General features: G+C 73.2%; 17 protein-coding genes. 2 read left to right on the top strand and 15 right to left on the bottom strand.

The window, feature by feature from the left end; genetic code table 11:
• Positions 1–503 precede the first annotated feature (503 nt).
• The 12 genes from HCK00_RS02375 to HCK00_RS02320 all read right to left on the bottom strand — a co-directional run bounded on the left by HCK00_RS02375 (position 504) and on the right by HCK00_RS02320 (position 20406).
• The gene (locus tag HCK00_RS02375; RefSeq protein ID WP_168100049.1) at positions 504–4817 is read right to left on the bottom strand and encodes a ribonuclease E/G; all 4314 of its coding nucleotides are present in this window, start codon (positions 4815–4817) and stop codon (positions 504–506) included.
• 216 nt (positions 4818–5033) lie between these two features.
• The gene (locus HCK00_RS02370; protein ID WP_168100367.1) at positions 5034–5882 is read right to left on the bottom strand and encodes a TIGR03936 family radical SAM-associated protein; all 849 of its coding nucleotides are present in this window, start codon (positions 5880–5882) and stop codon (positions 5034–5036) included.
• A gap of 367 nt (positions 5883–6249) precedes the next feature.
• Positions 6250–8178: a TIGR03960 family B12-binding radical SAM protein gene (locus HCK00_RS02365; protein WP_168100366.1), complete on the bottom strand. Its 1929-nt coding sequence runs from the start codon at positions 8176–8178 to the stop codon at positions 6250–6252.
• Between the two features lie 106 nt (positions 8179–8284).
• Positions 8285–9418: a rod shape-determining protein RodA gene (rodA, locus tag HCK00_RS02360; RefSeq protein ID WP_168100365.1), complete on the bottom strand. Its 1134-nt coding sequence runs from the start codon at positions 9416–9418 to the stop codon at positions 8285–8287.
• 56 nt (positions 9419–9474) lie between these two features.
• Positions 9475–11646, bottom strand: a complete 2172-nt coding sequence (gene mrdA, locus HCK00_RS02355; RefSeq protein ID WP_168100048.1) for a penicillin-binding protein 2 — start codon at positions 11644–11646, stop codon at positions 9475–9477.
• Positions 11647–11776: 130 nt separating this feature from the next.
• Entirely contained in the window at positions 11777–12520 is a 744-nt protein-coding gene (gene mreD / locus HCK00_RS02350) for a rod shape-determining protein MreD (RefSeq protein ID WP_168100047.1), read from the bottom strand.
• Between the two features lie 4 nt (positions 12521–12524).
• Positions 12525–13457, bottom strand: a complete 933-nt coding sequence (gene mreC, locus HCK00_RS02345; RefSeq protein WP_168100046.1) for a rod shape-determining protein MreC — start codon at positions 13455–13457, stop codon at positions 12525–12527.
• Positions 13458–13647: 190 nt separating this feature from the next.
• The gene (locus HCK00_RS02340) at positions 13648–14667 is read right to left on the bottom strand and encodes a rod shape-determining protein (protein ID WP_168100364.1); all 1020 of its coding nucleotides are present in this window, start codon (positions 14665–14667) and stop codon (positions 13648–13650) included.
• A gap of 299 nt (positions 14668–14966) precedes the next feature.
• Entirely contained in the window at positions 14967–15380 is a 414-nt protein-coding gene (gene ndk / locus HCK00_RS02335; protein WP_168100045.1) for a nucleoside-diphosphate kinase, read from the bottom strand.
• A gap of 305 nt (positions 15381–15685) precedes the next feature.
• Complete coding sequence (locus tag HCK00_RS02330) at positions 15686–16024, bottom strand: DUF4233 domain-containing protein (RefSeq protein WP_168100044.1); 339 nt, start codon at positions 16022–16024, stop codon at positions 15686–15688.
• A gap of 3 nt (positions 16025–16027) precedes the next feature.
• Entirely contained in the window at positions 16028–17548 is a 1521-nt protein-coding gene (folC, locus tag HCK00_RS02325; RefSeq protein WP_168100043.1) for a bifunctional tetrahydrofolate synthase/dihydrofolate synthase, read from the bottom strand.
• Between the two features lie 221 nt (positions 17549–17769).
• Complete coding sequence (locus HCK00_RS02320; RefSeq protein ID WP_168100042.1) at positions 17770–20406, bottom strand: valine--tRNA ligase; 2637 nt, start codon at positions 20404–20406, stop codon at positions 17770–17772.
• Between the two features lie 121 nt (positions 20407–20527).
• On the opposite strand from HCK00_RS02320, the gene HCK00_RS02315 reads away from it, so the two are divergent.
• Both HCK00_RS02315 and HCK00_RS02310 read left to right on the top strand, forming a co-directional pair.
• Positions 20528–21514 carry a hypothetical protein gene (locus tag HCK00_RS02315; protein ID WP_168100041.1) on the top strand — a complete coding sequence of 329 codons (987 nt, stop codon included), beginning with the start codon at positions 20528–20530 and terminating at the stop codon, positions 21512–21514.
• Between the two features lie 337 nt (positions 21515–21851).
• A complete protein-coding gene (locus tag HCK00_RS02310) occupies positions 21852–22694 on the top strand; it encodes a hypothetical protein (RefSeq protein ID WP_168100036.1) in 843 nt (280 codons plus the stop codon).
• 117 nt (positions 22695–22811) lie between these two features.
• Here HCK00_RS02310 and clpX read toward each other — a convergent pair whose 3' ends face one another.
• The 3 genes from clpX to HCK00_RS02295 all read right to left on the bottom strand — a co-directional run bounded on the left by clpX (position 22812) and on the right by HCK00_RS02295 (position 25641).
• The gene (clpX, locus tag HCK00_RS02305; RefSeq protein ID WP_168100040.1) at positions 22812–24101 is read right to left on the bottom strand and encodes an ATP-dependent Clp protease ATP-binding subunit ClpX; all 1290 of its coding nucleotides are present in this window, start codon (positions 24099–24101) and stop codon (positions 22812–22814) included.
• A 181-nt stretch (positions 24102–24282) separates the two neighbouring features.
• The gene (locus HCK00_RS02300; RefSeq protein WP_168100039.1) at positions 24283–24969 is read right to left on the bottom strand and encodes an ATP-dependent Clp protease proteolytic subunit; all 687 of its coding nucleotides are present in this window, start codon (positions 24967–24969) and stop codon (positions 24283–24285) included.
• A 69-nt stretch (positions 24970–25038) separates the two neighbouring features.
• Positions 25039–25641 (bottom strand): ATP-dependent Clp protease proteolytic subunit, encoded by a 603-nt coding sequence (locus HCK00_RS02295; protein WP_168100363.1) that lies wholly within the window; start codon positions 25639–25641, stop codon positions 25039–25041.
• Positions 25642–26074 lie beyond the last annotated feature (433 nt).

Below are 26074 nucleotides of genomic sequence, written 5' to 3'. Positions count from 1 at the left end.
CCGGAAGGACAAGCGGCCTCCCCCGGACGGTGCCGGGAGGGAAGTGCTCAAGGGGGTGGCGTACACACGCCGACCGCCAAGGTTACGGGGCCTTGACACGCCGGTCAAACCAGCTCCGTCCCAGGCCGACCGGGGCGCGGGCGTCCGCTCCCGGGGGCCGGGGCCCGCCCGGTACCGGGTGGCGGGCGCGGGGTGTCCGGCCCGGCACGGCAGGGCGAGAGCAGGCGGCCGGGGTGCTCCCGCAGGGCCACGGATGCCCCACGCCGGCCCGTGGGCGGTCATGGACCGCGGTGGACGGCCACGGACCGCGGTGGGCGGACATGGATCGCGGTGGGCGGACATGGGCGGCTCCCGCCGGGGAGTGCCGCTCCGGGCCGCGTCCCCGGAGCAGCCCGCGGATACCACCTCCGGCGGCCACGAACGACGGCGCCGGGCCGGTGCCCGCCTCCGGGGAGGCGGGCACCGGCCCGGCGTACCGAGCTCCGGCCGGGGGCCGGGTCAGGTCACCCCTCGTCGGCCGAGGCCGCGGCCGGAGCGGTGGACTGCTCCGCCGCCACCGCCTTCTTCGAGGTCCGGCGGGTGGTGGCCTTCTTCGCCGTCGTGCTCTTCTTGGCGGCGGCCTTCTTGGCGGTGGCCGCCTCCTTCTTGGCGGGCGCCTTCTTGGCCGCGGCCTTCTTCGCGGTGGCCTTCGCCGTGGACTTCGCCGTGGCCTTCGCCGCCTTCTTCACCGTCCGCTTGGCGGGAGCGGCCTCGGGGCTCTCGGCACCCTCGCCGCCCGCACCGGTGCCGGCGGCCTCGGCCGTCCCGGCGGCCGGCTGCTCCGGCTCCCCCTCCGGCCCGGCGGCCGCGGCGGCCTCCGGGCTCCCGGCGGCGGGCACCTCGGCGGTCACCGACGCCTCGGGGACGGACTCCGCCACGGGGGCGCCGCCCTCCGCCGGCTCCTCGCCCTTCGGCGGTCCGGCCGGCGACGTGGCCTTGCGGACCGCGCGGCGGCGGGTGCGGGCCGGCGGCGCGGGCTCGGCCACCGCGGGCTCGGGAGCCCCGGTACCGGCGGCCTCCGTCCCGGCCGTCCCGGACTCCGCGGCCCGGGACTCCCCGGTCCCGGAGGTCCCGGACGGAGCCTGCGCCCCGGCGTCGGCACCGCCGACGACCACGACGGCGTCCCCGGTCACCTCGGTGGCCTGCGGCGGGCCGGCGGGGGCGGACGCCTTCCGGACGGCCCGGCGGCGGCCACGCCGCCCGACCCGGCCGGCCGCGGCCTCCGCCTCGGCGGCGCTGCTGTACAGCTCCTCGTCCGGCTCGAAGGCCGGCTCGGGCAGGGCCACCGGGCCGGTGTCCTCCGTCGCCGCCTCGGCCGGCGCCTCCGGGGAGGCCACGGCCGCGGCCACGGCCTCGCCCTCGGCGCCCGCGTCCGACGGCTGCGGGGCGTGCACGTGCGGCTCCGCCGCGGCACCCTTGCCCTTCTTCTTGCGCTTGCCCCCGCCGCCACCGCCGGCGGCCGTCACCTGGTCCACGTGGACGATGAGCCCGCGCCCGTTGCAGTGCACGCAGGTCTCGGAGAAGGACTCCAGCAGCCCCTGGCCGACCCGCTTACGGGTCATCTGCACCAGGCCCAGCGAGGTGACCTCGGCGACCTGGTGCTTCGTCCGGTCCCGGCCCAGGCACTCCAGCAGACGGCGCAGCACCAGGTCCCGGTTGGACTCCAGCACCATGTCGATGAAGTCGATCACGATGATGCCGCCGAGGTCGCGCAGCCGGAGCTGGCGCACGATCTCCTCCGCGGCCTCCAGGTTGTTCCTGGTGACCGTCTGCTCCAGGTTGCCGCCCTGGCCGGTGAACTTCCCGGTGTTGACGTCGACGACGATCATCGCCTCGGTCCGGTCGATCACCAGGGAGCCGCCGCTGGGCAGCCAGACCTTGCGGTCCAGCGCCTTCATCAGCTGCTCGTCGATCCGGTAGGAGGCGAAGACGTCGACCTCGGAGGTCCACTTCTGCAGCCGGCCGGCGAGGTCCGGGGCGACGCCCGCCACATAGCTGTGGATGGTCTCCCAGGCGTCGTCACCACTGACGACGACCTTGGAGAAGTCCTCGTTGAAGATGTCCCGCACCACGCGGACCGTCATGTCCGGCTCGCCGTGGAGCAGGGTGGGGGCACCGCCGGACTTGGCCTTCTTCTTGATCTCCGCCCACTGCTGCTGGAGCCGCTCGACGTCCCGGGCCAGCTCCTCCTCGGAGGCGCCCTCGGCCGCGGTCCGCACGATGACGCCCGCGTCCTCCGGGACGATCTTCTTGAGGATCTGCTTCAGCCGGGACCGCTCGGTGTCGGGCAGCTTGCGGCTGATCCCCGTCATCGAGCCCTCGGGCACATAGACCAGATAGCGGCCGGGCAGGGAGACCTGGCTGGTGAGCCGGGCGCCCTTGTGGCCGATCGGGTCCTTGGTGACCTGGACGAGCACCGACTGGCCGGACTTCAGCGCGCTCTCGATCCGGCGCGGGCCGCCGGAGGCGCCGAGCGCGTCGAAGTTGACCTCGCCCGCGTAGAGGACGGCGTTACGGCCCTTGCCGATGTCGACGAAGGCGGCCTCCATGGACGGCAGCACGTTCTGGACCTTGCCCAGGTAGACGTTGCCGACGTAGCTGGTCGCCTGCTCCTTGTTGACGAAGTGCTCGACGAGGACACCGTCCTCCAGCACCCCGATCTGGGTGCGCTCGCCGCTCTGGCGGACGACCATCACCCGCTCGACGGCCTCACGCCGGGCCAGGAACTCCGCCTCGGTGATGATCGGCACCCGGCGGCGGCCCTGCTCACGGCCCTCGCGGCGGCGCTGCTTCTTGGCCTCCATCCGCGTCGAGCCCTTGATGGACTGCACCTCGTCGAAGCCCGTGCCGGGCTCCTCCTTGCGGCGCGGCTCACGGATCTTGACGACCGTACGCTCCGGGTCGTCCTGGGAGGCGTCGGGGGACTGCTCGCCGGCGTCACCGCTGCGGCGCCGGCGACGGCGGCGACGGCGGCTGGAACTGCTGCCGGAGTAGCCGTCCGCGCGCTCGTCGTCGCTGTCGTCGCTGTCGGCGCTGTCGGCGCTGCCGTCCGCGTTCCCGTCGGCGCCGTTCCCGTCGCCGTCGTCCGGCGCGGCGCCCGAGTCCCGGGCGGACTCCTGGTGCCCGGCCTCCCGCTCCGCGCCCGGCTCGCCGTTCCCGGCGGCCTCGGCGGCTTCTGCGGCCTCGGCGGCCTCTGCGTCGGCGTCACCCTTGCGGCGGCGACGGCCGCCCCGGCGCCGGCGGCGGCCCGGGCGGTCCCCGGCCTCCTCCTCGCCGGCCTGCGGCTCCTCGGCGCCGGACTCCGGCTCCTCCTCGGTCCCGGCCCCGCTCTCCGCCTCCGCGGCGGGCCGGGCCTCCCTGGCCTCCTCGGCCGCCGCACCACGACGGCGACGGCGGCGCGGGACGGCGTCCGCCTCGGTGTCACGCTCGGCTCCGGTCTCCCGTTCCGCCTCCTCCGCGGCGGCCGCGGCCGCGCGCTCCGGGGTCTGGAACATCGGCTCGGTGAACACCGGCGGCTGGAACACGGCCGTCGGCGGGCGGGCGGCCCGCGACTGCGGACGCTCGCCCGCCGCCGCGGGCTCCTCCGCGGACCGGGGCGCGGTGAACCGGGCGCGCGTCCTCGGCGCCGCACCGGCGGCGGGCTCCCCGGCCTCCGCCGCGGACTGCTTGCGCTCGGCCCGGCGGCGGGTGCGGCGCGGCCGCTCCTCGGCGGCGGAGCCCTCCACCGGCTCCGCCGCCTCGGGGGCCGTCCCGGCCTCGCCTGCGGCGGGCCCGGACGTCTCGTCGGCCGACGGCGCCACCTCCGGCGCCGCCAGGCCCGTCTCCGCACGGCGTCCGCGCGCCGTCCGGCGCCGGGTGCGGGTCTCCGCGGCCACCTGCTCGGCCTCGGGGACCGTCGCGTCCTCGCCGGTCACGGAGCGCTCCGCCGGGGGGCCGGCGTCCGTGGCCTCGGCGGAGGGCTCGGCGGTGCCGCCCTGCGCGGCCTCGGTCTCGTCCGCCGCGGCGGCGGCCTGGGCCTGCGCCGCGGCCGGAGCCGAGGCGGCGCGGGCCGCGCGGCGGCGGGTGCGGCGCGGGGCCCCCTCGCCGGACGCGGCGGATTCTGCGGATCCTGTGGATTCTGCGGATTCGGCAGATGCAGCGGCGGTCCCCCCGGCCGGGGCGACCGCGGGCGTCTGATCGCCGGCGACGGCCGGCTCGGCCGGATCGCCGTCCCCGCTCACGGCCGGCGCGCCGGCGGGCGCGGTGGCCTTCCGGACGGCACGGCGGCGGGTGCGCGGCGCGGGCTCCGCGGTGGCCGGTGCGGCCGTCCCCGCGGTGAGCTCGTCGTTCTCCTGCGCCGCCACCTCGGGCGCGGCCGTCCGCGGTGCGGAGGTGAGCTCCTCGCCCTCCTCCTGCTCCTCCTCGTCCGCCGGGGCGGCGGGCTCCTCGGCCACCCGCGGGGCACCGGCCGGTGCCGTCGCCTTGCGGACCGCGCGGCGGCGCGTACGGGCGGGCGGCGCGGCGCTCGCGGGCGCCTCGGCCGCGGCCGGCTCTCCGGTCTCCTCCGCCACCGCGTCGGACAGCGCGGCCGGCTCGGCCGGCGCCGGGACGGAGTCGGCGATCACCACCGCGGCCTCGGCCGCCTCCTCGGCAGCGCCCTCCACGGGCGGGCCGGCCGGGCGGGACGCCGCCCGGCGCCGCCGGCGCGGCGGCAGGGTGTCGCTGGGACTGCTGTTCTCGGTTGTCTCCCCGGGGACGCGCTCGGGCGCCGTCTCCTCGGGCTCCATGGACTGGGGCATGCGGGCATTTCTCCCGTCACGCTCCCGGGCGCCGCACCTGATCCGGCCGCGGCCGCGTGATGTGCGCGGTTCCGCGGCCCGGGGCGCGGGCGCCGCACGGGAGCTGTCGTCTCGCTCGCCGTTCCGTGGGGACGGACCGGCGAAAGTCTGCTGTGTCAGTGCGTCGCCGGCCCCGGGTGACTCCCGGCGCGTCGGCGACGCGGCGGCGACCGTTCCTCAGCGGGTACCGGTACCCGCGCGCACTCCTCCGCCGGAGGGCGGAGCCTCCGTCGCGGCGGCCGGTACGGCGGCCGTGGGTGGGGCGGCCGTGACAGCCTCGCGGTCGGGCACGAGCGGGTCGGTCACCGCACCGGACTCCTCATCGAGCAGCCCCTGCGCCAGCCTGGTCACCGCTGCGGGGACCGGCGGCGCCAGGTCGGCCGTAGCTCGGAGGCCGGACAGGACGTCGTCGGGTCGTACGGCGGGTGTCGCGTGCCGCACTACCAGGCGCAGTATCGCACAGGCCGGGGTGCCCGGCCCATCGGCCGGTGCCTCACCGGCCTCCAGGCGGACCACGGCGGCCCGCGCGTCGAAGGCCCGCACCCCGTTCTTCGTCCGGCGCTTCACCTCCACCGAGCCGGCGGCGAGGAAGGCCGCCACGGCGTGCCCGGCCTCCGCGGGGTCCACGCCCGGGAGCCGCAGCTCCCACTCGGACGCCTGGAGCCGGTCGGCCAGCCCGGAGGTCCGGACCTCGACGGCGTCGACGACGTCCAGCCCCGCCGGGAGCGACCGGTCGAGCAGCGCCCGGAGCGTCTCCGGGTCCCGCGGCTCGGTCAGGGCGATCTCCAGATACTCGGCCTCACTGCCCGTGCCGGTGGGTGCGGCATTGGCGTAGGACACCTTGGGGTGCGGGGTGAAGCCGGCCGAGTACGCCATCGGCACCTCGGCGCGCCGCAGAGCCCGTTCGAAAGCCCGCTGGAAATCGCGGTGGCTGGTGAACCGGAGGCGGCCCCGCTTGGCGTAGCGCAGCCGGATACGCTGCGCCGCCGGTGCGGGCGGGGGGCCTTCGGGCTGTCGCTTGCCCAGGGTCGCTCAGTCCTTCGTGAGTCGCGGTCGTCCTCTCCCCAGGGTACGTGTCATGCCCCCGTGAAGTTCCCGGAGGGCCGCGTTCCCTCGCCGGACGGGGCCCGCGGAGCGGGCCGGGCCACCGGCGAGGCGGGCCGGGGCGGCGTCAGCGGAGGCCCTGTCCGGCCGCCGCGCACCCGTCTCCGCGAGGCCCGTCCGCCGGTGCCCGGCGGGTATCGGCGCACGGCGGGCACCGCGTCACGCGGTGTCCGGGGGAGCACCGTCCCGCCGGCGCCTCCGGCCGGAGCACGGCCGTGGCACCGGCGGGGGGCACCGGCGGCGGGGGGCGGGCGGGGGGGCGGGCGGCCGCTCCCCGGCCGCCCCGGGCCTACTTGTTGACCACGGACAGCGGCAGCAGCTTCTTGCCGGTGGGCCCGACCTGGATGTCGAGGTCGAGCTGCGGGCAGACCCCGCAGTCGAAGCACGGGGTCCAGCGGCAGTCCTCGACCTCGGTCTCGTCGAGGGCGTCCTGCCAGTCCTCCCAGAGCCAGTCCTTGTCCAGGCCGGAGTCGAGGTGGTCCCAGGGCAGGACCTCCTCGTAGGTCCGCTCGCGGGTGGTGTACCAGTCGACGTCCACGCCCTGCGGCGCCAGCGCCTTCGCCGCGCACTCCATCCAGCGGTCGTAGGAGAAGTACTCGCGCCAGCCGTCGAACCGACCGCCGTCCTCGTACACGGCGCGGATGACGGCGCCGATCCGCCGGTCGCCGCGGGAGAGCAGGCCCTCGACGATGCCGGGCTTGCCGTCGTGGTAGCGGAAGCCGATGGAGCGGCCGTACTTCTTGTCGCCGCGGATCTTCTCCCGCAGCTTGGTCAGCCGCGCGTCGGTCTCCTCCGCGGAGAGCTGCGGCGCCCACTGGAACGGGGTGTGCGGCTTGGGGACGAATCCGCCGATGGAGACGGTGCAGCGGATGTCGTTGGAGCCGGAGACCTCGCGCCCCTTGGCGATGACGTTGACCGCCATGTCGCCGATCTGCAGCACGTCCTCGTCGGTCTCCGTGGGCAGGCCGCACATGAAGTAGAGCTTCACCTGGCGCCAGCCGTTGCCGTAGGCGGTGGCGACCGTGCGGATCAGGTCCTCCTCGGAGACCATCTTGTTGATGACCTTGCGGATGCGCTCGGAGCCGCCCTCGGGGGCGAAGGTGAGGCCGGAGCGGCGGCCGTTGCGGGTCAGCTCGTTGGCGAGGTCGATGTTGAAGGCGTCGACCCGGGTGGACGGCAGGGAGAGGCCGACCTTGTCCTCCTCGTAGCGGTCGGCCAGGCCCTTGGCGATGTCGCCGATCTCGCTGTGGTCCGCGGAGGAGAGGGAGAGCAGGCCGACCTCTTCGAAGCCGGTGCTCTTCAGGCCCTTGTCGACCATCTCGCCGATGCCGGTGATGCTCCGCTCGCGCACCGGGCGGGTGATCATGCCGGCCTGGCAGAAGCGGCAGCCACGGGTGCAGCCGCGGAAGATCTCCACGGACATCCGCTCGTGCACCGTCTCGGCGAGCGGCACCAGGGGCTGCTTGGGGTACGGCCACTCGTCGAGGTCCATGACGGTGTGCTTGGAGACCCGCCACGGCACCCCGGAGGCGTTGGGCACGACCCGCCCGATCCGGCCGTCCGGCAGGTACTCGACGTCGTAGAACTTCGGGACGTACACGCCGCCGGTCTTCGCCAGCCGGAGCAGCAGCTCGTCGCGGCCACCGGGGCGGCCCGCGGCCTTCCAGTCCCGGATGATGTCGGTGATGGCCAGCACGGCCTGCTCGCCGTCGCCGATGACGGCGCAGTCGATGAACTCGGCGACCGGCTCCGGGTTGAAGGCGGCGTGCCCGCCGGCCAGCACGATCGGGTCCTCGTCGGTGCGCTCGGCGGCGGTCAGCGGGATGCCCGACAGATCGAGGGCGGTGAGCATGTTGGTGTAGCCGAGCTCGGTGGAGAAGCTCAGGCCGAGGACGTCGAACGCCTTCACGGGGCGGTGCGCGTCCACGGTGAACTGGGGCACCCCCTGCTCGCGCATCAGCTTCTCGAGGTCGGGCCAGACGCTGTAGGTGCGTTCGGCGAGGACGCCCTCGCGCTCGTTGAGCACCTCGTAGAGGATCATGACGCCCTGGTTGGGCAGTCCGATCTCGTAGGCGTCCGGGTACATGAGCGCCCAGCGGACGTCACAGGCATCCCAGTCCTTGACGGTGGAGTTGAGCTCTCCGCCGACGTACTGGATGGGCTTCTGTACGTGCGGGAGAAGCGCTTCCAGGCGTGGGAAGACCGACTCGACAGGCATCGTGATGTCTCTCATGAGCGGATAGGGGGACCATCCAGCGTACCGCCCGTGCCGGGCCCCTCCCGGCGCGGGCGGCGCGGGCCGGGGACCGCGGGGGCGGAGCGGGTCAGGCGGACATGGGCCGCTGCACCTTGATCGACTGGAGCAGGCCGACGGCGATCCAGACCGCGAACATCGAGGTGCCGCCGTAGGAGACGAACGGCAGGGGCAGCCCGGCGACGGGCATGATGCCCAGGGTCATCCCGATGTTCTCGAAGGACTGGAAGGCGAACCAGGCGATGATGCCGGTGGCCACGATCGTGCCGTAGAGCTCGGTGGTGTCGCGGGCGATGCGGCAGGCGCGCCAGAGGATCACGCCGAGCAGCAGTATGATCAGCCCCGCTCCGAGGAAGCCGAGCTCCTCCCCGGCGACGGTGAAGATGAAGTCCGTCTGCTGTTCGGGGACGAACTGGCCGGTGGTCTGGGTGCCGTTGAAGAGGCCGGTGCCGTGCAGGCCGCCGGAGCCGATGGCGATGCGGGCCTGGTTGGTGTTGTAGCCGACGCCCGCCGGGTCCAGCTCGGGGTTGGCGAAGGCGGCGAACCGGTTGATCTGGTACTCGTCGAGCACCCCGAGCTGCCAGACGAGGACGGCGCCGGCGGCCCCGGCGCCCATCAGGCCGAAGACCCAGCGGTTGGACGCGCCGGAGGCGAGCAGCACCCCGAGCACCATCACCGCCATGACCATCACCGAGCCGAGGTCCGGCATGAGCATGATGATCGCCATGGGCAGGGCGGCAAGCCCGAGCGCCTGGAGGACGGTGCGGTGGTCGGGATACGTCCGGTCCCCCGCGTCCACCCGCTCGGCCAGCAGCATCGCCATCCCGAGCACAATGGTGATCTTGGTGAACTCCGAGGGCTGGAGGGAGAAGCCGCCGATGTCCAGCCAGGCGTGCGCCCCGTTGATCGTCGTGCCCAGGGGGGTCAGGACGAGGGCGACGAGCACCACGGAGAGCCCGTAGAGCACCGGCACCGCGCCGCGCAGGGTGCGGTGGCCCAGCCAGACGGTGCCCACCATGAGGACGAGACCGATGCCGATGTTGACGGAGTGCCGGACGAGGAAGCCGTACGGGTCCCCGTTGTTCAGCTCGGTGCGGTTACGGGTGGCGGACCACACCAGCAGCGAGCCCAGCCCGGAGAGCGCCAGCGCGGCCAGCGTCAGCGGCCAGTCCATGCGGCGCAGCACCGAGTCGCGGGCGGTCATCCGCTCCCAGACGCCCTGCTTGGGGGCGTAGCGGCGGACGGAGAAGCCGTGGGCGGTCACTCGGCGCCCCCGGGTCCGGTGCCGGTGCCGGTGCCGGGCTCGTCTTCCTTCAGATGCTTCTCGGGGAGGATCTCGGCGGCCTTGATGGAGCCGTCGGGGCGGATCTTCGGGAGGTTCTTCTGCGGCTCGGGCAGCAGGGCCCGCTTCTTGTCGATGCCGCCGCCACCGCCGATGCCGTAGAGGGCGTTGTAGATGTTGCGCACGGCGGGGGCGGAGGCGCCGGAACCGGTGCCGCCCTGGGAGATCGTCATGACGATGGCGTAGTCGTCGGTGTAGGTGGCGAACCAGGAGGTGGTCTGCTTGCCGTAGACCTCCGCGGTGCCGGTCTTGGCGTGCATGGGGATCTCGTTCTGCGGCCAGCCGCCGAACCGCCAGGCGGCGGTGCCGCGGGTCGCGACGCCCTCCAGGGCGGAGTCCATCTGCTCGAGCGTCTTCTTGCTCACCGGCAGCTTGCCGTTCACCTTCGGCTCGATCTTCTCGACCTTCTTGCCGTCGGGGCTGACGATCGCCTTGCCGAGGGTGGGGGCGTGCAGCGTGCCGCCGTTGCTGAGCGCCGCGTAGACGGCCGCCATCTGGATCGGGGTGACGAGGGTGTCCCCCTGGCCGATGGAGTAGTTGATCGCGTCGTAGTAGTGGAGCAGCATGCCGCCGAGGCAGTTCTCCCGGGAGAGCCGGGTGACGTAGTCCTTCTTCTCGGGCCACTGCTCGGCGCGCTCGCACCAGGTGTCCTTGCTGGCCTTCCAGTAGTCCTTCTTCCACTGGCGGTCGGGGATCCGGCCGGAGACCTCGTTGGGGAGGTCGACACCGGTCTCCTTGCCCAGGCCGAACTGGTGGGCGGTCTTGTAGAACCAGTCCTCGGCGCTCTTCTTCGGCTTCGTGCCGCCGTCCTTGCGCCACTGGTCGTGGGCGAGCCGGTAGAAGACGGTGTCGCAGGAGACCTCCAGCGCGCGGCCGAGGTCGATCGAGCCGTGGTCCTCGGACTCGAAGTTCTTGAAGGTCTGCCCGCCGACCGAGTACGAGCTGGTGCAGGGGTAGCTGCCGCCGAAGTCGTAACCCGCCTTGACCGCGGCGGCGGTGGGGACGACCTTGAAGATGGAGCCGGGGGCGGCCTGGCCCTGGATCGCGCGGTTGAGCAGCGGGTAGTTGGACTTCTTCCGGGTCAGCTTCGCGTAGTCCTTGCCGGAGATCCCGCCGACCCAGGCGTTGGGGTCGTAGTCCGGGTTGGAGGCCATGGCGACCACGCGGCCCGTCCTCGCCTCCATCACGACGATGGCGCCGGCGTCGGCCTTGTAGTTCCGGTTGGTGTTGCGGTCGAACTCCAGGCGGGCCGCCTTCATCGCCTTGTCGAGTTCCTTCTCGGCGAGGGCCTGCACCCGGGCGTCGATGCTGGTGATCAGGTTGTGGCCGGCGACGGCGGGGCTGGACTCGGTGGTGTCCATGACCCGGCCGAGCTTGTCCACCTCGTAGCGGGTGACGCCGGCCTTGCCGCGCAGCCAGGAGTCGTAGGTGCGCTCCAGGCCGGAGCGGCCCACCTGGTCGGAGCGGAGGAAGGGCGAATCGCCGTCCTCGGCCTCCTTGATCTCCTCGTCGGTGACCGGCGAGAGGTAGCCGAGGGCCTGCGCGGTGTCGGCGCCGCTGGGCGCGGCGTAGCGCCGTACGGCGGTGGGCTCGGCGATGATCCCCGGGAACTCCTCGGCCCGCTCGCGGATCACCAGCGCCTGCTGGGTGGTGGCCTCGTCGGTGACCGGGATGGGCTGGTACGGCGAGCCGTTCCAGCAGGGCTGCGGGGTCTCGGAGTCGCAGAGCCGGACCTTCTCCCTGACCTCCTTCGGCTCCATCCCGAGCAGATCGGCGAGGCGGACCAGCACGGCCTCGCCGTCGTCCTTCATCTTCATCAGCTCGGTCCGGCTGGCGGAGACGACGAGCCGGGTCTCGTTGTCGGCGAGCGGCACGCCGCGGGCGTCGAGGATGGAGCCGCGGACGGCGGGCTTGACCACCTGCTGGACGTGGTTGCCCGCGGCGGCCGCGGTGTACTCGTCGCCGTTGCGGATCTGGATGAACCACAGCCGCCCCGCGAGGGTGGCCAAAAGGGAGAGGACGAGGACCTGGATGGCGACGAGCCGGAGGGTGACCCGGGTCGTGCGTCCGGTCTCCCGGATGTTGCTCACAGCACTGCCCCCTGAGGTGACGGAGCCGGCGGCGCGGTCCGGGCCGGGCGGCCGGTGCGCGTCGATCGGTCGGTGCGGAGCCGGCCGGCGCGGGGCCGGCCGCTGCGCGGGAGTCGGTCGGGGTGCCGGCTCACAGCCGCTTGACCCCCTTGATCCGTCCGGTCTTCACCCGGGAGGAGCGGCCGCCGGTGAGGAGACCGCCGCGCTGGCCGCCGATGCGGCCGCCCAGCCGGCCCGTGCCGCCGAGTCTGCCGCCGCCCAGCTTGCCGGTGGAGCCGCGCAGCCGCTGGCCCGCGCCCGAGCTGAGCCACCCGCCGTAGACGGAGCCCTCGGCCCCGGCCGTGCCGCCCCCGGCGGCCTCCGCCAGCGGGTCCTTCTCGGTGCGGCGGGCCAGGGCCATCACGCCGGGCACCACGAAGGGCGCCAGCAGCAGGTCGTACAGGGCGGCGGTGAGGAGCAGGCCGGGCAGGCCGACCTGGCGGGCGGAGGTGTCGCCGACAAGGGCGCCGACGCCCGCGTAGAGCAGGGTGGTGCCGACCGCGGCGAGGACGACGGCCGCCAGCGGGGCGGTGGCGGAGCGGAGCCGGCCGCTCTCCGGCTTGGCGAGGCCGGTGAGGTAGCCGACCACGCAGAGGACGAGGGCGTAGCGGCCCACGGCGTGGTCGGCGGGCGGCGCGAGGTCGGCGAGCAGCCCCGCGGAGAAACCGACCAGGGCGCCCCCCACATGGCCGTAGACCAGCGCCAGGCCCAGGACCACCAGCAGCGTCAGGTCCGGCACCGCCCCGGGAAGCTGCAACCGGGCGAGGACGCTCACCTGCACGACCAGGGCGACGACGACGAGGACGGCCGAGAGCAGGACGGATTTGAGGCGCACGGTGTCAGTTCCCGTCGAGAGCGGCGGCGGTGGGCGTGGTGGTGACGGTGACCGTGGGCGTCGGCTCGGGCCGCTTCGGCTTGGGGGGCAGCACGGTGTCGCGGGGGTTCTTCGCGGGCGGCTGGACGACGACGCCGACGAGGTCCAGCTTGGTGAAGCCCACGTAGGGGCGGACCTGCACGGTACGGGTCAGCTCCCCCTTGGCCGGGTCCACGCGGGTGACCTCGCCCACCGGGACGCCGGGGACGAAGGGCCGGTTGCCCTGCGAGCCGAAGGTGACCAGCCGGTCGCCCTTCTTCACCACCGTCCTGCCGTTCAGCAGCTGTACGCGCAGGTCGCGGTCGCCCTGGCCGGTGGCGAAGCCGAGCTCGTCACTGCCCTCCAGCCGGGTGCCGACGGTGAAGTCGGGGTCGTTGGCGAGCACCACCGTCGCGGTGGACGCGGCGACGGTGGTGACCCGGCCCACCAGACCGTCCCCGTTGAGCACGGTCATGTCGCGGGTGACGCCGTCGTCGCGGCCGACGTCGATGGTGACCGTCCAGGAGAACCCCTGGGCGGCTCCTATGGCGATGACCTGGGCACCCTTGATGCCGTACCGGCCGGCGCCGGCGGCGCCGAGCATCTTGTCGAGTTCGGCGGCGCGGCCCCGGGTGCGCTCGTCGCTGCCGAGCTTCAGCTTCAGCGCCGCGTTCTCGCGCTCCAGTGCGGCGATCCGGCCGTGGCGCTCACCGGAGTCGCGGACCGCGCCGATGGCGTTGCCGATCGGGTCGACGGCCGACGCGACGCCGTTCTCCACCGGCCCGAAGGCGGACGCGGCGGCGTCCCGGGCGCCGTTGAGCGGTGACGCCTCGCCACCGCGGATGTCCACCGTGATCAGCGCGAACGCGACGGCGATCAGCAGCACCAGGAGCAGCCGGCTCTCTCGTGTGTCCCTCACCTGCGGCGGCGTGCCTTCCTTGTCGGACGGACCCGGCGCGGGCCGGGCCCGTCGGCGTCGTCAGCCGGAGTCCGCCGTTCCGTCCGGAGAGGGAACCGGCCCGGCTGTGCGGTCCTGTGTCCGGTCCTACCGGGACCGGGGGCGGGTGACGCGCCGTACGGGCGGGTAGCGCCCGTACGGCGCACCGCGGTCAGCGGCGGGGCTGGGCGTCCAGCACCTGCTGGAGCGCCTCGAACTCCTCGACGCACTTGCCGGAGCCGAGCGCGACGGAGTCCAGGGGGTTCTCGGCGATGTGGATCGGCATGCCCGTCTCCTCGCCGAGCCGCTCGTCGAGGCCGCGGAGCAGGGCGCCGCCGCCGGTGAGGACGATGCCGCGGTCCATGATGTCGCCGGAGAGCTCGGGCGGGCACTTGTCGAGGGTGGTCTTGACGGCGTCGACGATGGAGTTGACGGGCTCCTCCATGGCCTTGCGGACCTCGGCGGCGGAGATGACCACCGTCTTGGGGAGGCCGCTGACCAGGTCACGGCCGCGGATCTCGGTGTGCTCGTCCTGGCCGGAGTCGAAGGCCGAACCAATGGTGATCTTGATGCTCTCGGCGGAGCGCTCCCCCAGGAGGAGGCTGTACTCCTTCTTGATGTGCTGGATGATCGCGTTGTCCAGTTCGTCACCGGCGACCCGGATCGACTGGGCGGTCACGATGCCGCCGAGGGAGATCACCGCGACCTCGGTGGTGCCGCCGCCGATGTCCACCACCATGTTGCCGGTGGCCTCGTGGACCGGGAGGCCCGAGCCGATCGCGGCGGCCATCGGCTCCTCGATGATGTGCACCTGCCGCGCGCCGGCCTGGGTGGACGCCTCGATGACGGCGCGGCGCTCCACCCCGGTGATCCCGGAGGGCACGCAGATCACCACGCGCGGGCGGGCCAGGTACCGGCGCTTGTGGATCTTGAGGATGAAGTAGCGGAGCATCCGCTCGGTGATCTCGAAGTCGGCGATCACGCCGTCCTTGAGGGGGCGGACCGCGACGATGTTGCCGGGGGTACGGCCGATCATCTTCTTCGCCTCGGCGCCCACCGCCAGGATGCCGCCGGTGTTGGTGTTGATGGCGACGACCGAGGGCTCATTGAGGACGATGCCGCGGCCCCGGACGTAGACCAGGGTGTTCGCGGTACCGAGGTCGATAGCCATGTCACGGCCGATGAACGACATGTTGTTCCCCATGAGGATATGTCTGGCCTTCCCAACTGGAGATGATGGCGTTTGAGGTCAGGAGGAAGGAGCGGTGGGTGTGAGGAACACCATGGTAGTCACGACCTGGGCCACTCCGCGCGACGGCCCTCCCATTGTCCCGGGGAGGCGCCCGCGCCCTCGTCATGCTGACGTCGTGTCGGGCCGCGGGGTTCCCGCACGGGCCCGGAAATCGCCCTGGGGCGGCCGGTACCTCCCGGCCGCCCCAGGTCAGGCGCGGTAGAAGCCTGATGTTCCGTCAGATTTCCGCCGCCGCGGACTCAGGCCGACGCGGGGAAGAAAAGCTTGAACTCGCGTTCGGCGGACTCCTCGGAGTCCGAGGCGTGGACGAGGTTCTCCCGGACGATGGTGCCGAAGTCACCGCGGATGGAGCCCGGCGCGGCGGCGATGGGGTCGGTGGGGCCGGCCAGCGTCCGCAGCCCTTCGATCACCCGTTCGCCCTCGACGGCCAGGACCACCACCGGACCGGAGGCCATGAATTCCATCAGCGGCTCGTAGAACGGCTTGCCGGCGTGCTCGGCGTAGTGCTGCTCCAGCACCTCGCGGCTCAGCTCGCGCAGCTCCAGCGCGCTGACCCGCCAGTCCGCCTTGCGCTCGATCCGGCCGATGATCTCGCCGATCAGCTTCCTCCTGACCGCGTCCGGCTTGAGGATGACGAGCGTGCGCTGGCTCACGGTAAGGGCTCCTTCGTCCAAGGGGGTGGGGTGGGACGAGGCTACAGGGGCACCTCGCACCGCCCGCACACCGCGTCGGCCCCGCACCGGGGAGGCCCGGCCACCGCACAGCCCCGCGCCCCCGGACCGGACCGGGGCCGGCCGTCTCCGTCGCCCCGCCTCCGCGGACCCGGACCGGACGGACCACCCGTAGGCCGGTCAGCGCACCGGGCCCCGGCCGCCGGCGCCTCAACCCCGCGCCCGGGCCGGACGGCCGGACCGCAGGCCGGCCAGGCGGTCACCCCGCGCGCCGCCCGCGCCGCGGCTCAGGCCGGGAGGGACGTGGCGTGGCGCGCCCTGGCCTCGTCGATCCGGCGGCCGTAGTGCACGGACGCCCACCACAGCCCCGCGAAGCAGGCGCCGAGGAAGAACATCATCGGCACCACCACCCCGGCGGCGATCAGCCCCATCTGGAGGGCCCAGCCCACGGCGACCATGCCGGGCCGGGACACCACCCCGGCCAGCGCCAGGCAGAGCACCATCGCCGTGCCGCTCACCGACCAGACCAGCCCGGCGGAGAGGTCCGACATCCGCTGGGCCACCAGCCCGGCGAAGCCGATCACGAAGAACTCGCCGATCAGCGTGGACGCGCAGAGGGTACGCATCGTTCAGCCCCTTCCCATCAGCAGCCGGGCCTCACCGACCGTGATCACCGACCCGGTCACCAGCACCCCGGCGGAGGCGTACTCGCCCTCCTCCTCGGCCAGCGTGACCGCCGCCTCCAGCGCGTCGTCCAGCCGGGGCTCGACCTGCACCCGCTCCTCGCCGAAGACCTCCACGGCGATCGCCGCCAGGGCGTCCACGTCCATCGCGCGGTGGGTGGAGTTACGGGTCACCACGACCTCGGAGAGGACCGGTTCGAACGCCTCCAGCAGGCCCTTCACGTCCTTGTCGCCGCTCGGCCCGACCACGCCGACGAGCCTGGCGAAGCCGAACGCCTCGGAGACCGCCGCGGCCGCCGCGCGCGCCCCCGCCGGGTTGTGCGCCGCGTCCAGGACGACCGTCGGGCTGGTCCGCACGACCTCCATCCGGCCCGGGGCGGCCACGGAGGCGAACGCCGAACGGACCGTCTCCTGGTCCAGCGGGCGGGCGTGGTCGGAGCCGACGCCGAAGAACGCCTCCACCGCCGCGAGCGCGACGGCCGCGTTGTGCGCCTGGTGCTCGCCGTGCAGCGGCAGGAAGACGCCCGGGTACTCGCCGCCGAGCCCGCGCAGCGTCAGCAGCTGCCCGCCGACCGCGACCTCCCGGGCGACCACGCCGAACTCCATGCCCGCGCGCGCGACCGTGGCGTCCACCTCGACGGCCTTCTTCAGCAGGACCTGCGCGGCGTCCACCGGCTGCTGGGCCAGCACGACCGTGGCGCCCTGCTTGACCACCCCGGCCTTCTCGCGGGCGATCTCCCCGGGCGACGTGCCGAGCCGGTCGGTGTGGTCGAGGTCGACGGGCGTGACGACGGCGACGCCGGCGTCGATCACGTTGGTGGCGTCCCAGCTCCCGCCCATGCCGACCTCGACCACCGCCACGTCCACGGGCGCGTCGGCGAAGGCGGCGAACGCCATGCCGGTGAGCACCTCGAAGAAGGACAGCCGGTGCTCCTGCGCGGCGTCGACCAGATCCAGGAACGGGGCGATGTCCCGGTAGATCTCGACGAACCGCTCGGGGGTGACCGGCGCCCCGTCCACGCTGATGCGCTCGGTCACCGACTGGACGTGCGGGCTGGTGTACCGGCCGGTGCGCAGTTCGAAGGAGGCCAGCAGGGCCTCGATCATGCGGGCGGTGCTGGTCTTGCCGTTGGTGCCGGTGATGTGGATGGACGGGTAGGCGCGCTGCGGCTCCCCGAGTACATCCATCAGGGCGCCGATGCGGGTCAGCGAGGGCTCCAGCCGCGTCTCCGGCCAGCGGCCGAGGAGCGCGCTCTCGACCTCGCGGAGCTCCCGGTCGACGGCCGGGTCCGCGGGCCGGGACGGGATCTCCTCCGGCTTCGGCGGCCCCGCCTGGGTCCGCAGGGTGCGGCTGCCGGCCTCGATCACCGCGAGGTCCGGGTCGCGTTCGGTCTCCGCCCCGACGATTCTCTCGAAATCGTCGGGGTCGCCGGATTCGGGGGTCCCGTGCGGTACGCGCTCACTCACGGGGCTCAGTCTACGGAGCCGTCCGGGCGCCCCGTCCCCGGCAGGGCCGTGCTCCTGGTCACCCGCCTCCCCGGCCGGGTGAGGGCACCGGTCACCCGGTTGACGGCCCCCGGCCGGGGCCCGGAGACACCACCGCCCCCGCCGGCCGGACGGCCGTGCAGGGGCGGTGGGACGGAACCGGGAGCGGTGCCTCGCCCGGCCGGGGAGGCGGCGAGCTCTGCTCAGCCCTGCGGCAGCCGGCCGAGCTGGCCGCCGATCCGCTCGATGTCCGCCTCGGCCGCGGTGAGCCGGGCGCGGATCTTCTCCACGACATGCTCCGGGGCCTTGGCGAGAAACGCCTCGTTGCCGAGTTTCGCCGTGGTCTGCGCCTTCTCCTTCTCCGCCGCGGCGAGGTCCTTGGAGAGCCGGGCCCGCTCCGCCGCCACGTCGATGGTGCCGGAGAGGTCCAGGGCGACCGTGATCCCCGCGACCGGCAGGGTGGCGGTCGGCGAGAAGTCCTCCCCCTCCGGCTGGAGACGGAGCAGCTGGCGGACGGCCGTCTCGTGCCGCGCCAGCTCCGAGCCGGCGAGGTCCAGCCGGGCCGGGACCTTCTGGCCGGGCTGGAGTCCCTGGTCGGCGCGGAACCGGCGGACCTCGGTGACCACCCGCTGGACGGTCCCGATCTCCAGCTCGGCCGCGGCGTCGCGGAAACCGCTGTCGGACGGCCACTCGGCGATCACGACGGACTCCCGGCCGGTGAGCGCCGTCCACAGCGCCTCGGTGACGAACGGCGTCACCGGGTGCAGCAGCCGCAGCACGACGTCGAGCACCTCACCGAGGACCCGGCGCGAGGTGTCCGCCGCGGGGCCGCCGGCCTGGAACACCGTCTTGGTCAGCTCCACGTACCAGTCGAAGACCTCGTCCCAGGCGAAGTGGAAGAGGGCGTCGCTGAGCTTGGCGAACTGGTAGTCCTCGTAGTAGGCGTCGACCTCCGCGACCACGGCGTTCAGCCGGGAGAGGATCCAGCGGTCGGCCGCCGACAGCTCCCCGGCCGGAGGCAGCTCTCCCTCGACCGTGGCGCCGTTCATCAGCGCGAAGCGGGTGGCGTTCCAGATCTTGTTGGCGAAGTTCCGGGAGGCCTGCACCCAGTCCTCGCCGATCGGGACGTCGACCCCGGGGTTGGCGCCGCGGGCCAGGGTGAAGCGGACGGCGTCGGAGCCGTACTCGTCCATCCAGTCCAGCGGGTTGACCGCGTTGCCGAAGGACTTCGACATCTTCTTGCCGAACTGGTCGCGGACCATGCCGTGCAGGGCGATGGTGTGGAACGGCGGGGTGCCGTCCATCGCGTAGAGGCCGAACATCATCATCCGGGCCACCCAGAAGAACAGGATGTCGTAGCCCGTGACCAGCACGGAGTTCGGATAGAACTTCTCCAGGCTCTCGGTCCGGTCGGGCCAGCCGAGCGTGGAGAACGGCCAGAGGCCGGAGGAGAACCAGGTGTCGAGGACGTCGGCGTCCTGGTGCCAGCCCTCGCCGGACGGCGGCTCCTCATCCGGGCCGACGCAGACCGTCTCACCGCCGGGGCCGTACCAGACGGGGATGCGGTGGCCCCACCAGAGCTGGCGGGAGATGCACCAGTCGTTGAGGTGGTCGACCCAGCCGAAGTAGCGGGACTCCATCTCCTTGGGGTGGATGGCGACCCGGCCGTCGCGGACGGCGTCGCCCGCCGCCTTCGCCAGCGGCCCGACGCGGACCCACCACTGCATCGACAGCCGCGGCTCGATGGTGGTCTTGCAGCGCGAGCAGTGGCCCACCGAGTGGGTGTACGGGCGCTTCTCGGCGACGACACGGCCGTCGGCGCGCAGGGCGGCGACAATGGCGCTCCGCGCCTCCAGCCGGTCCAGGCCCTGGAAGGGACCGTGCGCCGTGATGATCGCGTGCTCGTCCAGGACCGTGAGGCTCGGCAGGTCGTGCCGGCGGCCGATCTCGAAGTCGTTCGGGTCGTGCGCGGGCGTCACCTTGACGGCGCCGGTGCCGAACTCCGGGTCGACGTGCTCGTCGGCCACGACCGGGATCCGGCGGCCGGTGAGCGGCAGTTCGATCTCCGTGCCGACGAGATGGCGGTAGCGCTCGTCCTCCGGGTGCACCGCGACGGCCGTGTCACCCAGCATCGTCTCGGCCCGGGTGGTGGCCACGACGATGGAGTTCTCCCCCTCGCCGTAGCGGATGGAGACCAGCTCGCCCTCGTCGTCCTGGTACTCCACCTCGATGTCGGAGATGGCGGTGAGGCAGCGGGGGCACCAGTTGATGATCCGCTCGGCGCGGTAGATGAGGTCGTCGTCGAAGAGCCGCTTGAAGATGGTCTGGACGGCGCGGGAGAGCCCCTCGTCCATGGTGAAACGCTCGCGGGACCAGGCCACGCCGTCGCCCAGCCGCCTCATCTGGCCGGAGATCTGGCCACCGGACTCGGCCTTCCACTTCCAGACCCGCTCGACGAACGCCTCGCGGCCCAGGTCGTGCCGGGACCTGCCCTCCTTGGCCAGCTCGCGCTCGACGACGTTCTGGGTGGCGATGCCCGCGTGGTCCATGCCGGGCTGCCACAGCGTCTCGTACCCCTGCATCCGCTTGCGGCGGGTGAGGGCGTCGATCAGCGTGTGCTCGAAGGCGTGGCCCAGGTGGAGGGAGCCGGTGACGTTGGGCGGCGGGATGACGACGGTGTAGGGCTCCTTGCCGCTCCCGGCGTCCGCCTCGAAGTAACCGCGGGCTACCCAGCGCTCGTAGAGCGGACCTTCCACGTCGGCCGGTGCGTACTGAGTCGGCAGGTGGGCGGGGGCGCTGCTGTCGGCCCCGGCCTCGGGGCGCTGGGTGTTGTCGGTCACGACCGCCAGTCTAAGGGCGTGGCCACCGCTGTTACGAACCCGTTGCCGCCCCGGGGCGGAGCCCGCACCAACCGTCGGGGAGGATGGCTCCCAACTGTCATGTGCACCTAGGGGGATCCCGATGAGTCACCACCAGCCGCCGCCGCAGCCGGGGCCGTACGGGGGCGGAGCGCCCGGGCCGTACGGTGCGGGCGGGGCGGGCGGCGCCCCCGGCTACGGGTATCCGGCCGGGACCCCGGGGCAGGCGCCTCCCCCGCCGCCGCCTCCCCCGCACCACGGGGGTGCCGGGCCCTACGGGCAGCCCCAGCAGCCGGGCCCCTACGGCGGGCACCACGGGCACCCCGGCCACCCCGGCCATCAGGGTCACCCCGGGTACCCCGGACAGACGCCGCCGCCCTACGGGCAGACACAGCAGCCGTACGGCCAGATGCCGCCTCCCCCGCCGCCCTCCGGTGCCGGCAAGGGGAAGCGGATCGGCATCGTGGCCGGGGTCGCCGTCGCGGTGGCGGCGGTCGTCACCGGAGCGGTCCTCCTCACCGGCGGCGCGGACGACGACGGCCCGCACCGGCTGACCACGCCCCAGAAGGTGGCCGGTGAGTACGAGCGCAAGGGCGAGGGCCGGGACGACTCCGGGCTGAGCGGCAAGGACCGGGATTCCCTCGCGAAGCTCCCCGGCGTCAGGGACCCGCACCCGGTCCAGGCGGAGTACCTCACCACCACCAAGAAGCAGATGCTGCTGACCGGGGTCTGGGGCGAGATCGACAACCCGGAGCAGGTCATCGACGCCATGTTCACGGTGTTGCGGACCTCCGCGCAGGACCAGGGCAACGTCGAGGTCATCGGCTCCCCGGAGGACGCCGAGCCGGACGGCCTGGGCAGCGCCGTCATGAAGTGCCAGAAGTTCAAGACCACCAACGACGACCCGTCCGCGCCGGTGAAGACCGCCGAGATCCCGGTGTGCATCTGGTCCGACTCCAGCACGGTCGGCGGCGTCATGGTGATCGATCCGCTCGCCGTGCTCGCCGGCAAGGCCGATCTGGAGGCCGTCGCCGAGGAGACCGCGAAGGTGCGCGGCGACGCCCGCGTCAAGATCGAGGACGGCGGCTGAACCCCGGGCGGCGGAGCGGGCGGCGGAACGGCCGCCGCGGCACGTCCCGTACGGCCCGTACGTCCACCGGCGGCCGTACGGGTCACACACCACCCCGGCCCGCCGGCGTACGCGCCGGCGGGACCGCGCCGCGCTCCCGGCGCGCGGCGGAGCACCACACCCACGCGCCCGAATACAGCAAGCGAACCGAACCCACCGCAGAACGCCACGGAACACCACCGGGACACGCGCCGGAACCGGCCCCGCCGGAACCGCGCGCCGACCGGTGGAACCACCCGGCACCACCGGCACGATCCGCCCCGCAGGCGCGATCGGCCCGTCACCAAGGGGGACCCCTATGAGTCAGCACCAGCCTCCGCCGCCGCCCGGCCCGTACGGCGGGCAGCCGCAGCCCGGACAGCAGCCCGGCCCCTACGGCGCACCGCCCCCGCAGGGCTACGGGTACCCGCAGCAGGGGCAGCAGGGGGCGGGCCCCGCGCAGTTCCCGCAGCAGCCCCAGCCCGGCTACGGCTATCCGCAGGGCGCGCCCGCCGGGCAGCCCTGGCCGCAGACCCCGCCGCCGCCTCCCTCGCGGGGCCTCGGCAAGGGCGCCGTCATCGGCATCGCCGTCGGCGCGCTGGTGGTGCTGGGCCTGGTCGGCGCGGGCGTCACGGCGCTACTCGGGGGCGAGGAGGGCACCGAGAAGCTGACCACGCCGAAGACACTGCTCAGCGGCGAGTACGAACGTTCCCAGGACAGCGCCGAGTTGGCGCGGCAGCGGGACGTCCTCCAGAAGGAGCTGCCCTCGGACGGCACCGCGGTGGTCGGCCAGTACCTCAAGGGCGGCAGCGTGGAGCAGGGGGCGCTGATCCTCTCGGGGGCCTGGGGTGACATCGACTCCGACCCGGCGGAGATGCGCGGTGACGCCCTCGACGGCATGGTGCAGGGCCAGCCCGGCTCCGAAGTCGTCCAGGAGAAGAAGGACTTCCAGGTGAACGGCGACACCCTGAGCTGTCAGGTCGTCAAGGCCGGCCAGGGGCTCGCGGAGATGTACATGCCCGCCTGCGCCTGGGCGGACAGCTCCACCATGGCCGTCGTCGCCGTGGTCTCCACGGACTACACCTCCGAGGGCTCCGTGGACCTCGACGCGTTCGCCAAGACGGTCGGGAAGGTCAAGGGCGAGACCGTCGAGCCGCGGTGACGCGGAAGCGCGGGTGAGCGCGGAGGGGCGGACCGGTCCGGCCGGTCCGCCCCTCCGCGCTCACATCCCTCCGCCGGTCCGGCGCCCGGGCGCCGTGGCGCGCGGGCCTCCACCGCGTCAGGCGCTCTTCTCGTGCCGTTCGCCCGCCTCGCCCCCGCGGCTGCGGGGCACCAGGGTCGGATTCACGTTGGAGTGCACGACATCGGCCGTGACGACGACCCGGGCCACGTCCTTGCGGGAGGGGACCTCGTACATCACCGACATCAGCACCTCCTCCATGATGGCGCGCAGGCCGCGGGCGCCCGTGCCGCGCAGGATCGCCTGGTCGGCGATGGCCTCCAGCGCGGGCCGGTCGAAGTCCAGCTCGACGTTGTCGAGTTCGAAGAGCCGCTGGTACTGCTTGACCAGGGCGTTGCGCGGCTCCACCAGGATCTGCAGCAGCGCCTCGCGGTCGAGGTTGTGCACGGAGGTGATGACCGGGAGCCGGCCGATGAACTCCGGGATCATCCCGAACTTCACCAGGTCCTCCGGCATGACCTCCTGGAACTGGTCGCTCGCCTCGATCTCGCGCTTGGAGCGGATGGTGGCGCCGAAGCCGATGCCCTTGGCCCCCGCCCGGGACTCGATGATCTTCTCCAGCCCCGCGAAGGCACCACCCACGATGAACAGCACGTTCGTCGTGTCGATCTGGATGAACTCCTGGTGCGGGTGTTTCCGCCCGCCCTGCGGCGGCACCGAGGCGGTGGTGCCCTCCAGGATCTTCAGCAGCGCCTGCTGCACGCCCTCGCCGGAGACGTCACGGGTGATCGACGGGTTCTCGCTCTTCCGGGCGACCTTGTCGATCTCGTCGATGTAGATGATCCCCGTCTCGGCCTTCTTGACGTCGTAGTCGGCCGCCTGGATCAGCTTGAGGAGGATGTTCTCGACGTCCTCGCCGACGTACCCGGCCTCGGTCAGCGCGGTGGCGTCCGCGATGGCGAAGGGGACGTTGAGCATCCGGGCCAGGGTCTGTGCCAGCAGGGTCTTGCCGGAGCCGGTGGGGCCGAGCAGCAGGATGTTCGACTTGGCCAGCTCGATGCCGTCGTCCCGCCCCTCCCGGCCGCCGTTCTCCCCGGCCTGGACCCGCTTGTAGTGGTTGTAGACCGCGACGGAGAGGGCCTTCTTCGCGGCCTCCTGACCGACGACGTACCCCTCCAGGAACTCGTAGATCTCCCGGGGCTTGGGGAGTTCGTCCCAGCGGACCTCGGAGGTCTCCGCGAGTTCCTCTTCGATGATCTCGTTGCAGAGGTCGATGCACTCGTCGCAGATGTAGACACCCGGGCCTGCGATGAGCTTCTTCACCTGCTTCTGGCTCTTTCCGCAGAACGAGCACTTGAGCAGATCGCCGCCGTCACCGATACGTGCCACGAGGTGCTTCCCCTTCGCCTGGGATCCGCCCTGAACATCGGACCCTGGTGCCTGTCTGGGTTGTCCGCGGTCCGCGACGCGGTCAGTTCGCCACGGCCCGCCGCCCCCTCCCCGACGGTACCTTGCCGGGCCCCCGGTCCGGGCCCCCCTTGGGCCGAACTCGGCCCAAGGGGGTGCCGCGTCACAGGGAGGCGGAGCTCTTCCGGGTCGAGATGATCTGGTCGACCAGGCCGTACTCGAGCGCTTCCTCCGCGTTGAGGATCTTGTCGCGCTCGATGTCGTCCCGGATCTTCTCCAGAGGCCGGGTGGAGTGCTTGGCCAGCAGCTCCTCCAGCTTGGCGCGGGTCCGGATGACCTCGTTCGCGGCGATCTCCAGGTCGGAGACCTGGCCCCGCCCGATCTCACTGTAGGGCTGGTGGATCAGCACCCGGGCGTTGGGGAGGGCCATCCGCTTGCCGGGGGTGCCGGCGGCGAGCAGCACCGCCGCGGCGGACGCGGCCTGGCCCATGCACACCGTCTGTACGTCGGGCTTGACGAACTGGATGGTGTCGTAGATCGCGGTCAGCGCGGTGAACGAGCCGCCGGGGCTGTTGATGTAGATCGAGATGTCCCGGTCCGGGTCCATCGACTCCAGGCAGAGCAGCTGCGCCATGACGTCGTTGGCCGAGGCGTCGTCGATCTGCACCCCGAGGAAGATCACCCGCTCCTCGAAGAGCTTCGCGTAGGGGTCGTACTCCCGCACGCCCTGGGAGGTCCGCTCGACGAACCGCGGGACGATGTAGCGGGCGTCGGGCTGCGGACCGGTGTACCGGCCGGAGTACGGGGCGCTGTCGCCGCCGGGGAGGCCGCTGCCGGAGAGATTGTTCATATGACTGTTCACCGTCCTGGTGGCGAATCTGTGGACTGGGGCCGGGCTGACTCGGGCTGCCACCGGGGATCAGGCCCCGGTGCCGCCCCCGCCCGGAACACCGGCGGCGGAGGGCATGACGTCGTCGATGAGGCCGTAGTCCTTGGCCTCCTGGGCCGTGAACCAGCGGTCGCGGTCGGAGTCGTGGGTGATCTGCTCGACGGACTGGCCGGTGTGGTGCGCGGTGAGCTCCGCGAGCGTGCGCTTGTTGCGCAGCAGCCGGTCGGCGTGGATCCGGATGTCCGAGGCCGAGCCGCCGAGGCCCGCGGACGGCTGGTGGATGAGGATCTCGCAGTTCGGCAGCGCGAAACGCTTGCCGCGGGTGCCGGCGCTGAGCAGGAACTGGCCCATGGAGGCGGCGAGGCCCATGCCGATCGTCACCACGTCGTTCTTGATGTACTGCATGGTGTCGTAGATCGCCATGCCGGCCGTCACCGAGCCGCCGGGACTGTTGATGTAGAGGTAGATGTCCTTGTCCGGATCGGCGGCCAGGAGCAGCAGCTGCGCCGTGATCTTGTTGGCGATGTCGTCGTCCACGGGCTGGCCGAGGAAGATGATCCGCTCATTGAGCAGCCGGTTGTAGACCTGGTCGCCGAGACCGCCGAAATTGGGCTCAGCGGCGGCGGAGGGCATCGGGATCGTCACGTGTCCACCTGCTCTAGTCGGACGGCGACGGGCCGTCTCAGCGTGTCTTTCGGGTCGTTCGGGCCGGGGATCCGGCGGGAGGCCCCGGGCGCTCGCGGCGCCTGCCGGAGACTCCCCTGCCCCCGTATCTACGGACCCTAACGCGCTGGTCGGCGGGCGCCATCCCGCATGGTCAGCTGTTCGCTGTGAGCGCAGGCCCGGCGGAGCGCGGCGCGCGGGGGCCCCGCGCGGCCCCGCAGCGGCCCTCCGGCCGCCCTCTGAGGACACGGGCGGGCCCGGATACACGGCGGGCCCGGGCGCGGGCGTGCGGCCGGGCCCGCCGGTGACGGTCGCCGCCCGGCCGGCGGAGGGGTCCGCGGCCGGGAGCGTATGGGTCAGGCGCCGGCCTGGCCGCTCTCCGCCGCCTTCTCGGTGGCCCTTT

It is taken from the genome of Streptomyces zingiberis (assembly GCF_012034935.1).
GTDB lineage: Bacteria > Actinomycetota > Actinomycetes > Streptomycetales > Streptomycetaceae > Streptomyces > Streptomyces zingiberis.
Note: the sequence above shows the minus strand (reverse complement) of the source record. Positions and strands in the feature narration are given on the sequence as shown.

Coding starts and splice junctions, on each gene's coding strand:
- HCK00_RS02375 (WP_168100049.1), bottom strand. CDS start 4,817: ATGCCCCAGTCCATGGAGCCCGAGGAGACGGCGCCCGAGCGCGTCCCC.
- HCK00_RS02365 (WP_168100366.1), bottom strand. CDS start 8,178: ATGCCTGTCGAGTCGGTCTTCCCACGCCTGGAAGCGCTTCTCCCGCAC.
- rodA (WP_168100365.1), bottom strand. CDS start 9,418: ATGACCGCCCGCGACTCGGTGCTGCGCCGCATGGACTGGCCGCTGACG.
- HCK00_RS02340 (WP_168100364.1), bottom strand. CDS start 14,667: ATGTCGTTCATCGGCCGTGACATGGCTATCGACCTCGGTACCGCGAAC.
- HCK00_RS02330 (WP_168100044.1), bottom strand. CDS start 16,024: ATGCGTACCCTCTGCGCGTCCACGCTGATCGGCGAGTTCTTCGTGATC.
- HCK00_RS02315 (WP_168100041.1), top strand. CDS start 20,528: ATGAGTCACCACCAGCCGCCGCCGCAGCCGGGGCCGTACGGGGGCGGA.
- HCK00_RS02310 (WP_168100036.1), top strand. CDS start 21,852: ATGAGTCAGCACCAGCCTCCGCCGCCGCCCGGCCCGTACGGCGGGCAG.
- HCK00_RS02300 (WP_168100039.1), bottom strand. CDS start 24,969: ATGAACAATCTCTCCGGCAGCGGCCTCCCCGGCGGCGACAGCGCCCCG.
- HCK00_RS02295 (WP_168100363.1), bottom strand. CDS start 25,641: ATGCCCTCCGCCGCCGCTGAGCCCAATTTCGGCGGTCTCGGCGACCAG.